Source organism: Streptacidiphilus sp. BW17, from assembly GCF_041262485.1.
GTDB lineage: Bacteria > Actinomycetota > Actinomycetes > Streptomycetales > Streptomycetaceae > Streptacidiphilus.
This window is the reverse complement of the sequence record NZ_JBGCCR010000041.1, coordinates 1-12,827: the sequence shown is the minus strand read 5'-3', so window position 1 is coordinate 12,827 and position 12,827 is coordinate 1. Positions and strand designations below refer to the sequence as shown.

Genomic DNA, 12,827 nt, shown 5'->3' with positions numbered 1-12,827 from the left:
ACCAAGTATCGGGGTGTCTACTCACCGGGGGACGGGCCAAACAGCCTGACCAGGCTTCACTATGAAGGCGCCATGTCCGAGTACCCCCTTACCGAGGCGGGCCGACCCCCTGGCCGCTTCGCGATGAGCGGTTTGCCGAGCTTGGCCGCCGGCCTTCGCATCTGCACGAGGGCACGGGGCGTCATGACAGAACCCCTATCGTGTGACGCGAAATCCCCCGTGCGGTTCATTCGCCACGCAGAAGCAGTCCATCAGCCCCGTGCCCCGGATGACGGCTCGTCAGGCCAGGAGCAGTGGCAGGGACCGGAGCGACCGGAATTCAAGGTTGCTGTTCCATTCGGGGTCTCCCGCCAGCCGGATCATCGGGAAACGTGCGAAGAGAGCAACGAAGAACCACTTGATTTCGAGGCTAGCTATCTGCCTACCGAGACACGCGTGCGGCCCGAAGCCGAACGACAGATTCTTGCCACTGTTCTGCCGACCAAGGTCGAACTCGTTCGGACGGGCGAAGACGTTCGGGTCCCGATTTGCCGCCCCCAGGAACAGGGCGACCCTCTGCCCCTCCTTGATACGAACACCGCGCAGGTCCACGTCCGTCGCCGCGACGCGCCACGTAAACTGGTTCGACGCGTTGAAGCGCACCACTTCGTTCGCCGTGTTCTCAACGCACTCGGGATTCTCCAGGAAGCGTGCGATCTGATCGGGGTTCGTCGCGAACGCGAGCATGCCGCTACCGACGGATCCCGGCGTCGTGGGCGCAAACAGCGCGATCAACAGAAGCACCAGCTGATGTACGGTCTGCTGCGGCGTGACCTCGGTCTGGTCCGCCAGGCTGGCCGCGAGTCGGGCGATGACCGTGCCCGGAAGGACCCTTCCTCGCTTGCCCTGAATGAGTTCGAGTGCGTAGGTGTGGAGGTCCGTGAGGTGCTCGAGCAGGTGCTCGAGCTCCAGCGGCTGCTCTTGCGGCCCCGACCAGTAGGTCATCACCTTGGCTACGCTGGGTATCACGGCGTCAAGATCCTCTTCGGGAACTCCGAAGGCGTGAACAGCTGCATTCACGGGAAGCTTTTCGGCCAGCGCGGCGACGGCGTCGATCTCCTTCACGCCGTCCGGGATACTGGCGACCAGGTCGTAGGCGACACGTTCGATCACCTTGCTGTAGAACTCATGGGCCTCGCGCGTGAAGCCGGCGTGCGTGGACTTCCTCAGTGCGTTGTGTTGCGGCCCATCCGTGTACATCATCACGTTCTTGGTGAACTGGTGATAAACATTCTCGGTCGGCAGTTCCCGGCCGTCGAACTTGCCACTCAGAATCTCTTCCATGCGTTCGGCCTTGAATTGGGGATCCTTCAGCGCGCTCGCGCAGCCCTCGTATCCCATGACGGCCCACGCGTTCAAGCCCTCGCACCAGTGGACCGGCTCCTGCTCGGCAAGGCGCGCATAGGTCGGGTACGGATTCGGGACGATGCCAGGATCCGAAAGCGGCGACAGATCTTCCACGGACTGCTCCCTTTAATTTGTTTCCCTGGTTGCGGATATGGGTCAGGACGATGCGGCCAGGTTATCCATGGCGTCCATCAGGCTCTTGGGTCGCATATCCGTCCACGTGCCTTCGATAAACTCCACGCAGGACTTCCTGTCCGCCGGACCGTGCGCCACACTCCATCCCGCGGGTACCTCGTTCGTGGGTTCCCCTCCGACTCGTGCACTCTGGCTAACAGAGTTTTAGCGATGACCGCTAACAGCTCAGGGGGACATCATTTCCCCCGACTGTCGCGATCAGGCTGTCCGGCCGCAGCTCCGCCACCCACGGTTCCTCGGTCCGGTCCAGGCTTCCTGACGTCCGGCCTCGCCGAACTCCGTCGGTTCCTGGCGACGCAGACCACTATGCCCCAACCACTGGGGATGGTGCGGGTGTTCAACCCGGCGCAAGTGATCGGCACGGGTGTTCAACCAGCACCGTGCGTCACTTGAACAACTCACCGTTCCCGGCCGGGAGATCACCCGTCCCGTGCGCCCGCTACGAGGCGGGTGCACGGGACGGGCGGGTTGCGCGGCCGGGCAGGGTCAGCGGCCCTGCCATCGGGGTTCGCGCCGCTCGGCGAAGGCGCGCGGGCCCTCGACGGCGTCCGCGCTGTCGCGGCGCCGCTGCTCCCACGGATAGGCAGCGGTGAACGCCTCGTCGAGCGGGAGGTCCACCGATCGCATCACGGCCTGCTTGATCGCCCGTACTGCGAGCGGGGCGCTGCGCAGCAGGTCGTCGGTCCACTCGGCGACACAGTCGTCGAGCTGGTCGGCCGGGACGACCCGGTTGACCAGGCCGAACCGCAGGGCGGTGTCGGCGTCCATGCGACGGCCGGTCAGCAGGTAGCCCATCGCCGTCTTCAACGGTAGCTGGCGGGCCAGCCGGAACGCCCCGCCGGCGCCGGGGACCAGCCCCAGCCGGGCCTCGGGCAGCGCGAAGATCGCCTGGTCCGAGGCGATGATCAGGTCGCAGGCCAGGGCGAGTTCGAAGCCTCCGCCCAGGGCGTAGCCATTGACCCGGGCGAGGACCGGCTTGGAGAGGTCGAACCGCTCGGTCAGCCGCGGCCACCCGGGCTGGCCTCGGCTGCCGAAGCTGGTGCGCGGCACTCCTGCCGCGTCCAGCCGGGCCCGTTCATGCAGGTCCTGGCCGACCGTGAAGGCCCGGTCGCCGGCGCCGGTGAGCACCGCGACCCGGACGTCGTCGTCCGCCTCGACGTCGTCCCAGATCTGCGCGAGTTCCTCGTGCATCCGCAGGTCCATGGCGTTGAGCACGGCGGGCCGGTCGAGCGTGATGCGAGCGACGCGGTCCTTCTTCTCGTACCGCACCCGTGGCTCGTCCGGGCCACTCACTCCGCCCACCCCCGGGCTTGGTCCCGCTCCTGGCGGCGGCTCTGTTCGGCAGTGAAGCGGCCTACCTTGTGGATGACATCTCCGCTGTACAGGCGCAGCGCCTGCTGGAGTGCGAACTCCGCCATGTAGAGCCGGAACGCATCCATCGGTTCCTCGGCGATGTTGATCATCCGCCGGTTGGCCACCACGGCCTGGCCGCGCATCCGGTCCAGGCTCCGCTCGATGGCGAGGTCGAGCTCGTCGGGCTCGTGGACCTCGTCGATGAGCAGGGCGGCCTCCGGTTCGCCCGCGTGGACGCGGCGTCCGCTGAGGATGACCTGGCGGGACAGCCGGGGCCCGCCGATCGCGCTGAGGCGGAAGTTGGCGGCGCCTGGCACGATCCCCTCCTTCGCGGCGGGCAGGCTGAGGTAGGAGTCGGTGGCGGCCAGCACGTGGTCGAAAACCAGCAGCAACTGCATGCCGCCGCCGATCGCGAAACCGTCGACGGCGGCGACCCAGGGCTTCTCCACCCTCGCGGGGCGCCAGCTGGTGCTGTCGCCGGTGATCAGACCGCGCTGGATCTTGTGGATGTAGCCGAGTTCGCGGCGCAGCAGGAAGTCGACCAGGGAGATCCCGCCACCGGAGAGCGCCTTGAGGTTGATGCCGGCGCTGAAGATCCGCCGACCCCAGTAGCGGGGGTGGGTCATCTCGCCGCCGCGCAGCAGGCAGACCTCAACCTCGGGGTCGAGCATCGCGAGGTCGACGGCGGTCTCCATGGCGTCGACCTGCTGGTTGTCCTCGGCGTTGAGCCGGTCGTGGCCGGTCATGGTGAGCCGGGCGACGGGGCCGGTGCGTTCCAGCCGGACCGGCCCGAGGTCGATGCGGCCGGTGGCGGCGTACTGGTCCAGCAGGTCGAGTGCGCGCTGGGTGGGGCGCAGCATCGACTCGAGCAGGTGCGTCCCGGCGACCGGCGAGCGCAGCAGGTGGCTGAAGAAGAGGCCCTGGTCGATCTCGTGGCCTTCCTTGCCGGCCTGGGTGCGGGTGCGTTCGTCGTCGAGCTGCGTGGCGGTGGGCACCAGGCCGGGGAAGGCGTGGGCGGCGGCCTCGGCGAGTTCGGCGAGCCGCAGGTGGCGGGTGCGGCCGGCGGTGAGTTCGTCGTGGACGGCGTCGATGTGGGTGCGCAGGAACATCTCGCGCAGGGTCCGCGTGACGTCGATCGCCTCGGCGGCGGCGGTGCGCTGGCAGGTGGTGCGCACGGCCGGGACGGGCAGGATCGCCAGCAGGCCCTCGGAGTGGGCTGCGGCGGCGGCGAGGGCGGCACGGGCGGTGGCGAGGTCGCCGCGCATCGCGCGCAGGTCCTCCTCGGGTGCCGGCGGGTGGCCGGCGGCGTTCGGGGCCTGGCGGGTGGTCACGAGGCGGCTCCGGCGACAGCGCGGCGCAGGGTCCGGTCGACCGCTGCGAGGTGGACTCCGAGGGCCTCCTCGAAGCTGGTGGTGGCCGCGTCGGCCATGAGCTGGCGCCGGATGGCCAGTTCGGTGCCGCTGATGCCGCCGGCGCGCAGGGCGACGGTGGCGAGGGCCTCGGTGACGTCCTCGGTGAGTTCGTCGAGCAGGTGCAGGGCGAGTGCGTCGCCCGCGTCGACCGGGGTGCCGAACAGAACGGCGCGGCGGATCGCGGCGGCGGTCGCACCGTGCTGGGAGATCCGGTAGAGGGCCATGCCGGGCCAGGTCGCGCCGCCACCGACGGGTACCACCAGGCGCACCGAGGTGGTGGCGATGCGGTAGTCGGCGGCGAGCATCGCGTCCAGGGCGGTGCCGCCGCAGTCGCCGTCGGCGATGGCGATGGTGGCGGCGGGGAGCCGCTCGAGGCGGCGCAGCGCGCGCTCCCACTTGCTGACCAGTGACACCGTCAGATCGGCGGCCCAGGTGCCGCCGGGGACACCGCCGAGGCGCAGGACGACGCGGCCGCTGCCGGCCCGCTCCTCGACGCGGTCGCAGACGGCCGTCACCGCCGCGACGGTGGCGAGGGTCAGCGGCTTGGCGCCGTCGATGACCAGGTCGATGTCCTCGGGGCCCGCACCGAGCCCGGTGGTCCTCGTGTTCTCTGCCATCTGCTTCTCCCTCACCACTGCAGCAGCGCCGTTTCGATCGTGGAACCCGGTCCCATGGTCATCATCACGACGTGGTCGCCAGCCCTCGCGACGCCCTCGTCGAGCAGCCGCTGGTACGAGAACAGGAACGAGCCGCTGGACAGGTTGCCGTAGTCGCGCAGCACGCTGGTGGTGTGCCGGACGTCGTGCCGGGTCAGGCCCAGGTTGACCCGGACCGCGTCGATGACCTTCTTGCCGCCGGAGTGCACCAGCCACTGGCTGATGTCGCTGCGGCGCAGGCCGGCGCCGGACAGCAGCCGGTCGACGACCTGTTCGGCGTTGGCTCCGACCACGTAGGGCACGTGCGGGTCGAGGTAGAAGCTGAACTTGCCCTGCTCGTCGTCCCAGTCGTAGCGCATCGCGCCGATGGCGTCGGTGATCAGGTGGCTGGCGAAGCCGAGGATGCGCGGGCCGCTGGTGCCGGGCGGCACGTCGGTCGGGGCGTAGGCGCTGTCCGGCGGGTCGGCGATCAGGGCGATGGCGGCGGCGCCGTCGCCGAAGAGGCTGTTGACCACGGCGGTGCGCATGGTGCCGTCGATCACGTAGGCGGCCGAGCAGGCCTCGGCGCAAAGCAGGACGGCGACCCTACCGGGGTTGGCGGTGGCCCAACTGGCGGTGGCGTTGAGGGCGTTCAGCCCGGCGTTGCAGCCCATCCCGACCACGTCGATGCGGCTGGTCTTCGGCAGGATCCCCATCTCGCGGATCAGGTGGGCGCTCAGGCCAGGGGTGAGGAAGCCGGTTGTGGTGGTGCAGCACAGGTAGTCGATGTCGGCCGGCTCGAGTCCGCTGTCCTCGAGGCAGGCGCGGACCGCCCGGGCGCCCATGTCCAGGGCCAGTCGCTTGTGCTTGTCCAGCAGTTCGCCCTGAGCCTCGGAGAGCACGGCGCCGTCGGCGTCCCTCGGCGGGACGGTGAGGTAGCGGCGCTCGATCGCGCTGTTGAGGAAGATCGAGCGTACCTTGGGGTCGGTGATGCGGAAGATGTCGAGCAGTTCCCGCTGCGAGTAGGAGTGCTCGGTGTTGGCGGTGCCGACTCCGACGATCCGGGCGGCGTTGGGGGTGTTCTTGCCTTCGAGGGCCGGCTGGTCCAGCGTCCCGGTCCCCGGGTGGGCCGGGCGCCGGGGCGGAGCCTGGCGGGTTCGGCTCGGCGTGCGGCTGTTGCTGGTCGTCATCGGAACGTCCACCCCCACATGCGGGTCTTGCTGCGGACTCGGCGTACTAGGGCCGACACGGCTGGTACCTCCGTCTGGAGCGGTGTGTTGTCTGTCGACGTGCGGAGCGACCCCGGCGGCGCAAGGTCGCCTCGGGGCCGACCCGGTCGGGTGGACCTGTCAGTTCTGGGACACGGCCTCGACCAGGCTTTTGGACCGCGTGTCGGTCCGGTCCTGCTCGATGTGGTCGCAGCACTCCTGGCGGACCACCCGGCGTTCAGTGACAATCGTGGGCGACCAAAAGAGGGCTCTGGAGAGATCCCCCTGCTGCCCGCCACGGGCACGAAGCCCCGCCTCTCGACAGCAGCATGGCCTCAGTCCCACCGAACCAACAACTCCAGTCGTGCTGGCCAGCGTTCAACCGCCGCGCGACCACCGTTGAACACAGGTGCACGACTCGACGCCCAACGTCCCAATCACCAAGGAGATATCCCCCATGAGCGTTCAGCAGGGCTGGGCACCGCAACGGATCACGCCCGAGAACACCGGCGCCGGCGCGACCCCCCAGGGACTGACGGAGTACCTCGACTCAGTCGCGGTCGACGAACTGCTGGGCCGTCACCAGGCCTTGCTGTTCCGGGGTTTCGATGTCACCGAGGCGGGCCTGGCGGACGTGATGCCCGCCCTGCTGCCCGAGCGCCTCGCGTACGTGCACGGCAACACGCCCAGGACCAAGGTCTCCGACAACGTCTACACCTCGACGGAGTACCCGCCCGAGTACGCGATCTCCATGCACAGCGAGCTCTCCTACGCCCACGCCTGGCCCTCCCGGCTGCTCTTCTGCTGCGTATGGCCGGCTGCGACGGGAGGCGCCACTCCACTGCTGGACGGCGCCACCTGGCTGGCAGCACTCGACGACCGGATCCGTGCGGACTTCAGCGGCGGTGTCTGCTACCGGCAGTACCTGCACGGCGGCCGGGGCTTCGGCAAGAGCTGGCAGGCGACGTTCGAGACGGACGACCGGGCGGAGGTCGAGAAGCTGCTGGCCGAGGCGGGCGTGGGCTGGGACTGGACCGCCGGCAATGCGCTGCGGACGCGCCAGGTCCGGCCCTCGACGGTCCGCCACCCGGTCACCGGTGCGGAGGTCTGGTTCAACCAGGCGGACCAGTGGCACCCCGCGACACTGGGCGAGGAGACCATGCGCGAGCTCGCGGCCATCGTCCCCGCGGACGAGCTGCCGCAGTCGGTGACCTTCGCCGACGGCTCCCCGATCCCCGACGACTACGTGCTCGAGATCCGCGAGAAGGGACTGGCGCTGGCCGTCGACGTCGACTGGCGCCAGGGCGACGTCCTGGTCATCGACAACGTCGCCGTCGCCCACGGGCGCAGGGCGTTCTCCGGGAGCCGCCGGGTCCTGGTCGCCATGGCGCGCTGAGAGCACCGGTCAGAGCGCGGGAGCCCTGGTCCGCCGTTGGTGGGCCAGGGCTCCCGCTTCGGTCGGTGGCCGAGCCGGGCGTCACTCGGGAGGCGAGACGATCCTCGCCTCATGGGCGGCGACGGCGAGTTGCGCCCGGTCGCGTGCATTGAGCGGGAGGGCCGCCGCCCGCGGTGCGGATGACAACACTCCCGTTCGCTTCCGGCGTGCCTACCGCCGTGCCCGTAGGAGACCGCTACGACCGGCCCGAGCCCAGCCATCCCTCGACGGCGGCCCACACCTGGCCCAGTGTGTCAGGCCGCACCAGGTCGCGGTGCGTGCAGGGAAGGCTCACCTCGGTGATCTTCCCGGAGATGTACGGCTCCCACCGCTGCACCCACGGCACATCGGTCGCCCTGCCCTCCGCCGCGACCACCACCAGGGCATCCCCGCCGAACCGACCGGCCCGGTGCTCCTCCTGCAGCTGCTTGTTGTTGTCGAAGACGTGAACGATCCGGATCAGCTCCTCGTCCGAGACCCCGCCGAGGACATGGCCCACACTCGCCCGAAGCTCCCGGAGCCTCTGGGCAAGAACGTCGTTCTCGTCGGACGTCGACGAGCCCGCCGGGTCGTCGGACCCGTCCGCCTCCCCGGCGTCGCGGGATGCCTCGCCGACCGCGGCGGGATCCGCGTCCCGCTGCACCGGGAAGGTGTCCAGGATGACCAGCGCGGCCACCTGCTCACCCGCGGCCTCCAGTTGCACCGCGATCTCGTGCGCCACCGTCCCCCCGAAGGAGTAGCCCACCAGATGGTAGGGGCCGCTCGGCTGCACGGAACGAATCTGCTCGATGTACGCCGCGGCCATCTCCACAGCACCGGAGGCGAGTTCACTCGTGCCGTCGAGCCCGTCGGCCTGCAACCCGTAGAGCGGATACTCCTGCGGGACGTACCGGGCCAGCGGCAGGTAGCACCAGCTCGACCCGCTTCCGGGATGCACGAAGAAGAACGGCGGCTCGCTGCCGCTCGACCGGATGGCGAGCATGCCGCAGAACGCGTCCTTGACCGACGACAAGGACAACGTGCTGAGCAGCCCCGCCACGGTCGGGTTGGTGATCAGGTCGCGCACCGACACCGACACACCACGCGACCGCAGTTCCTCCACCAACGACACCGCCAGCAGCGAGTGCCCGCCCAGCGCGAAGAAGTCGTCGTCGACCCCGACGCTCTCCAACCCCAGTACCTTCGCGAACGCCTCGCACACGCTCTGCTCGAAGGCACTGAGCGAGCCACCGCCCTGGAGGGCCTGCGCACTCACGGCGTACTGCGGGGCCGGCAGGGCCGTGCGGTCGAGCTTGCCGTTCACGGTCAGCGGCAGCGCGTCCAGCAGCACGACTGCCGACGGCACCATGTAGGACGGCAACCGCTCACCCGCGAACTCCCGCAACAGGGCGACGAGTTCGTCCGGCGGTGTGTCCGAGCCGGCCGGAACGGCGTACGCCACCAGGCGGATGTCTCCCGGAACGTCCTCGCGAGCGACGACCGCGATCTGGGCCACGGCGGGATGGGCGGCCAGGACGGCCTGGACCTCGCCGGGCTCGATCCGGAAGCCGCGCACCTTCACCTGCTCGTCCGCGCGGCCCGCGAACACCAGCTCTCCGTCGCCCGACCACTTCGCGCGGTCGCCCGTGCGGTACAGCCGCCCACCCGGCACCCCGAGCGGCGACGCCACGAACCGCCCCGCGGTCAGCCCGGGACGCCCCAGGTACCCGCGCGCCAACTGCCCGCCAGCAACGTACAACTCACCCGTCACACCTACCGGAACCGGCTGCAGGAACTCGTCCAGCACGTACACGCCCAGGCCCGGGATGCCACGCCCGATCACGCTGTCCGACCCGCCCTCACCCGGCGCGAGCTCGCGGAACGTCACCATCACCGTCGTCTCGGTGATGCCGTACATGTTCACCAACCGCGGACCGGCATCACCGTGGCGCCCCCACCAGCCGCTCAGCCGGCCCAGATCCAGCGCCTCACCGCCGAACACCACCGCACGCACCGAGGCCACCGACCCAGGCCGCTGCTCCTCCGCGGCAGCCAACTGGTAGAACGCCGACGGTGTCTGACTCACCACCGTCACCCGCTCACGCTCGATCAGCGCCAGGAACTCCTGCGGCGACCGCGACTCCCCAGACGGGACCACCACCACCCGACCCCCGTGCAGCAGCGCACCCCACATCTCCCACACCGAGAAGTCGAACGCGAACGAGTGGAAGCACGACCACACGTCATCCGCCCGGAACCCGCCGAACAGCGGCCCCGCCTGCGCGAACAACTCGGTCACACTGCCGTGCGACACCACCACGCCCTTGGGCCGACCCGTCGACCCCGAGGTGTAGATCACGTACGCCGGATGCCCCGGCAGCACCGCACACTCCGCCGCCCCGCCATCCAGCGCCGCCAACTCCCCCACCACCGATGGCTCGTCCAACACCGCCACCCCGACACCGAAGCCACCCAACCGATCCGCCAGCTCAGCACACGTCAGCACCAGACAGGCGCCCGCATCACCCAAGGTGAACCCGATCCGGTCGTCCGGATACACCGGATCGATCGGCAGATACGCACCCCCCGCCTTCACCACCGCCAGGATCGCCACCACCGCCTCGACCCCGCGCTCCAGACACACCGCCACGACCGACTCCGCACCCACACCACGCCCGACCAGCAACCGCGCCAACCGGTTCGCCCGCTCGTCCAACTCCGCGTACGACACCTCGACACCCTCGAACACCAGCGCCACCGCATCCGGCGTCCGCGCCACCTGCGCCGCGAACAACGCCGGCAAGGTCGAGGACGCCACCTCCAGCGCCGTCTCGTTCCACTCCTCCACGATCTGCCGGCGCTCAGCCTCACCCATCACATCCACCGCGCTCAACCGGGTCCCCGGCCGCGCCGTCACCGTCTCCAGGACCTGGACCCACCAGCCCGCGATCCGCCGCACGGTCTGCGCGTCGAACAGATCCGCAGCCGCGATCAGCGTGACGCGCAACCCCGCCGGCACGCCCTGCGCATCGAAGACCTCACCCACACTCACTTCCAGGTCGAACTTCGCCGCCGACGCAGCCGCAGCAACCGCCCAAGGCCGCACCCCGGGCAAGTCCAACACCGCCGCAGCCATGTTCTGCACCGTGAGCATGACCTGGAAGAGCGGGTGCCGGGCCATCGACCGGACCGGCGACAGTTCCTCCACCAGCTTCTCGAACGGCACGTCCTGGTGCTCGAACGCCCCGAGACTGGCCTCCCGCACCCGCTCCAGCACCTCGTCGAAGGTCGGGTCACCGGACAGGTCCGTGCGCACCACCAGCGTGTTGACGAAGAACCCGACCAGGTCGTTGAGCGCCTCATCGGTACGCCCGGCGATCGCGGAACCGATCGGGATGTCCGTGCCCGCCCCCAGGCGGTTCAACGTCACCGCCAACGCCGCCTGCACCACCATGAACAGGGTCGCCCCCCGCTCCCGGGCCAGCGCCGCCAGTCGCCGGTGCGTCTCTGCGGAGACGGTCAGATCCACACTCTCGCCGCGGTGCGAAGCCCGCGCCGGACGTTGGCGATCCGCCGGCAGCACCAACTCCTCCGGCACCCCCGCCAACGCCTCGCGCCAGTACGCCACCTGCCCGGACAGCACACTGTCCGGATCCTGCTCGTCACCGAGCACCTCCCGCTGCCACAGCGCATAGTCCGCGTACTGCACCGGCAGCGCGGCCCAGTCGGGCTTCCGGCCCTCCACCCGAGCGGTGTACGCCCTGGAGATGTCCCGCCCCAGCACACCGAACGACCAGCCGTCACCAGCGATGTGGTGCACCAGCACCACCACCACATGCTCCTGCGGCGCCACCGCGAACACCGCCGCCCGCAGCGGAACCTGCACGGCCAGATCGAACAGGTGGCTGGCGGCCTCGGCCACCGCCGCATCCAGCCCGTCCGGCCCGACCACCAAAACCGGCACCTCGAAACCGCACTCCTCCAGCGACAGCACCCGCTGATACGGCTCACCGTCCACCACCGGGAACACGGTGCGCAGCACCTCGTGCCGACCCACCACATCCCGCAACGCCCCAGCCAGGGCCTCCCGGTCCACCTCCCCGGTCAGCCGCAGCGCCATCGGGATGTTGTAGGTCGCACTCGGGCCCTCCAACTGCCCCAGGAACCACAGCCGACGCTGCGCGAACGACAACGGCACCCGTTCCGGACGCACCACCGGCACCAACGCCGCACGACCCGCGCCGGCCCCACCCAGCCACGCCGCCACCGCAGCCGGCGTCGGGCCCTCGAACAGCACCCGCAACGGCAACTCCACACCCAAGACCGCACGCACCCGGCTCACCAACCGCATCGCCAGCAGGGAGTGGCCGCCCAGGGCGAAGAAGTCGCCCTCCACGCCGACCCGCTCCAGGCCCAGCACCTGCGCGAACGCCTGGCACAGCAACTCCTCCCGCACCGTCGCCGAAGCCCGCCCCGCATCCGCCAGGCCCGTGTAGTCCGGAGCAGGCAGGGCCTTACGGTCCACCTTGCCGTTCACCGTCAGCGGCAGCTCGCCGAGGACCACCACAGCGGCCGGAACCATGTGGGACGGCAACCGCCCGGCCACGAAATCACGTACAGAAGCCGGAAGTTCATCGCCCGCAGCGCCGGTGCCCACCACGTAGGCGACCAACTGCGAGTCCTCGCCCACCTGGTCCTGGCGGGCCACGACCGCGGCCTGCGCCACGCCCGGGTGCTCGGCCACCACGGCCTGGACCTCGCCCGGTTCCACCCGGAAGCCGCGCACCTTCACCTGCTCGTCCGCACGGCCCAGGTGCACCAGTTCGCCGTCGGCGGTCCACCGCACCAGGTCACCCGTCGCGTACATCCGCTCGCCGACCACCCCGAACGGACAGGCCACGAACCGCCCCGCCGTCAAACCGGCACGCCCCACATACCCGCGTGCCACCTGCGGACCAGCCACATACAACTCACCCACCGCACCAACCGGAACAGGACTCAACGACCCGTCCAGCACATAAGCCCGGGTGTTCGCCACCGGCACCCCCAACGGCACCACACCCCCAGCCACCCACTCCCGGCCCAGCCGGCCCGCCACCACACCGATCGTCGTCTCAGTCGGCCCATAGTGGTTGAACACACCACGACCACCCGCCACTTCGAGCAGCCCCGCGACCAGCGCCGGCGACGCCGCCTCGCCACCCAGCACCAACGCCCCCGCCGG

At 70.0% G+C, this 12,827-nt stretch carries 7 protein-coding genes and 2 pseudogenes; 1 reads left to right on the top strand and 8 read right to left on the bottom strand.

The genetic code is table 11. The annotated features are described in order from the left end of the window. Window positions 1-279: 279 nt before the first annotated feature. From txtE to dpgA, 6 genes and pseudogenes are all read right to left on the bottom strand, one after another. Window positions 280-1,500 carry a 4-nitrotryptophan synthase gene (txtE, locus tag ABH940_RS32780; protein WP_370106931.1) on the bottom strand — a complete coding sequence of 407 codons (1,221 nt, stop codon included), beginning with the start codon at window positions 1,498-1,500 and terminating at the stop codon, window positions 280-282. Window positions 1,501-1,542: 42 nt separating this feature from the next. Beyond that, window positions 1,543-1,680 (bottom strand): annotated as a pseudogene (locus ABH940_RS32775) (MbtH family NRPS accessory protein); the annotation flags it as partial. Window positions 1,681-2,067: 387 nt separating this feature from the next. After that, window positions 2,068-2,874 carry an enoyl-CoA-hydratase DpgD gene (gene dpgD, locus ABH940_RS32770; protein ID WP_370072924.1) on the bottom strand — a complete coding sequence of 269 codons (807 nt, stop codon included), beginning with the start codon at window positions 2,872-2,874 and terminating at the stop codon, window positions 2,068-2,070. Then, window positions 2,871-4,199 carry a (3,5-dihydroxyphenyl)acetyl-CoA 1,2-dioxygenase DpgC gene (gene dpgC / locus ABH940_RS32765; RefSeq protein ID WP_370072931.1) on the bottom strand — a complete coding sequence of 443 codons (1,329 nt, stop codon included), beginning with the start codon at window positions 4,197-4,199 and terminating at the stop codon, window positions 2,871-2,873. The genes dpgD and dpgC overlap by 4 nt, the downstream gene beginning before the upstream one ends. Before the next feature lie 62 nt (window positions 4,200-4,261). Continuing rightward, window positions 4,262-4,963: an enoyl-CoA-hydratase DpgB gene (gene dpgB, locus ABH940_RS32760; protein WP_370072926.1), complete on the bottom strand. Its 702-nt coding sequence runs from the start codon at window positions 4,961-4,963 to the stop codon at window positions 4,262-4,264. 11 nt (window positions 4,964-4,974) lie between these two features. Beyond that, window positions 4,975-6,171, bottom strand: coding sequence for a 3,5-dihydroxyphenylacetyl-CoA synthase DpgA (dpgA, locus tag ABH940_RS32755; RefSeq protein WP_370072927.1), 1,197 nt, complete (start codon window positions 6,169-6,171; stop codon window positions 4,975-4,977). 475 nt (window positions 6,172-6,646) lie between these two features. Between dpgA and ABH940_RS32750 the strand changes: the two genes are divergently transcribed. Beyond that, window positions 6,647-7,585 carry a TauD/TfdA family dioxygenase gene (locus ABH940_RS32750; RefSeq protein ID WP_370106930.1) on the top strand — a complete coding sequence of 313 codons (939 nt, stop codon included), beginning with the start codon at window positions 6,647-6,649 and terminating at the stop codon, window positions 7,583-7,585. A gap of 235 nt (window positions 7,586-7,820) precedes the next feature. Here ABH940_RS32750 and ABH940_RS32745 read toward each other — a convergent pair whose 3' ends face one another. Both ABH940_RS32745 and ABH940_RS32740 read right to left on the bottom strand, forming a co-directional pair. Further along, on the bottom strand, window positions 7,821-12,503 hold the full coding sequence (locus tag ABH940_RS32745) for an amino acid adenylation domain-containing protein (RefSeq protein WP_370106956.1): 4,683 nt from the start codon (window positions 12,501-12,503) through the stop codon (window positions 7,821-7,823). A gap of 45 nt (window positions 12,504-12,548) precedes the next feature. Then, a pseudogene (locus tag ABH940_RS32740) lies at window positions 12,549-12,812 on the bottom strand (AMP-binding protein); the annotation flags it as partial. Window positions 12,813-12,827: the final 15 nt, after the last annotated feature.